General features: G+C 41.4%; 1 protein-coding gene. It reads right to left on the reverse strand.

Going from position 1 to position 1162, the window contains the following annotated elements; all coding sequences use genetic code 11:
• Nucleotides 1–806, reverse strand: an 806-nt coding sequence (gene mmuM / locus V7659_RS28000) for a homocysteine S-methyltransferase (protein WP_335543339.1), incomplete at its 3' end; no start/stop codon positions are given.
• Nucleotides 807–1162: the final 356 nt, after the last annotated feature.

Below are 1162 nucleotides of genomic sequence, written 5' to 3' on the forward strand. Positions count from 1 at the left end.
CTCCAAACCTTTTCTTCAGGATCATATAATTCCCCTGAGTTCGGATACACGACAATCGGTTTGCTCGTCCCTTTTTTCATCTCCTGAATGAGAGAAGACATATATTGCGGCGGTGTACAGTTTACGCCAACAGCAGCGATCTGCTCATATGGCTCGAGTGCTTGTACACAGTCTCTAAGTAAATCTCCTTCACTAATGTGCTGACCATCCTTTGCACTAAATGTAATCCACCCATATACACCGCTGAACTCATCCTGCAGCAGTTTAGCGATGGCGATTGCTTCAATGAGACAAGGGATGGTTTCACAAGCGAGAATATCTGCACCAGCCTCTACTAAAGCTTGAATTCTTGGTCTGTGAAAATCAATGAGTTCCTGCTCCGTGAGACCGTAATTTCCCTTATATTCTGAACCATCAGACAAATAAGCGCCGAAGGGCCCCACAGATCCAGCGACAAATGGTTTTGCCCGCTCTTTACGTTGTGTCTCATCCTGCCAAAACTGCTCGCATGCTTCTTTTGCTAACGTGACAGATCGTTTCATTAATTCGATGGCTTCTTCTTTTGTATAGCCTTTTTCAGCAAAGCCATCAATTGTCGTTTGGTAGCTGGCTGTTGTTGCACAGTCAGCACCTGCTTGGAAGTAGTCCAAGTGTACTTGCTGAATCAATTCTGGCTGTTCAATGAGGATTTTGGCTGACCATAAACTGTCGTTTAAATCACAGCCCTTTCGTTCAAGCTCCGTTGCAAGTGCACCATCTAAAATCAAAGGTGCGTGAGCCTGTAATCGGCTTTGAATAGGATTCATATAAATCAAACAGCCTCCTTTGTCGATCGGAAATAATGGATATGATATGAGGCAGTAGTTTAAATGACTAAAGTGTTTTTGTCAAGGAGAGGAATAAGCATCATATGACGTAAAAACCCTGAAAACATGCGGGTTTGAGTGCATAAACATACAGTTGAAATAATAGAAAACCAAGTCATTGACAGCCTCTAAAAAGAGATATATATTATGGAAAGGTTCATTTCAGAAAGCTTCATCAAAAGGCGCCGTCTTTTGATTTTTATTTTGTCCAACGACTGTCTTCTTTCGTGCAGAAAGAGGGTTTTTTATATGCTTAAAAAAAGGAGGAAAGAAGAAATTGAAAAAATGTGTAAAAG

The organism is Neobacillus drentensis (genome assembly GCF_036966985.1).
Taxonomy (GTDB): domain Bacteria; phylum Bacillota; class Bacilli; order Bacillales; family Cytobacillaceae; genus Neobacillus; species Neobacillus drentensis_E.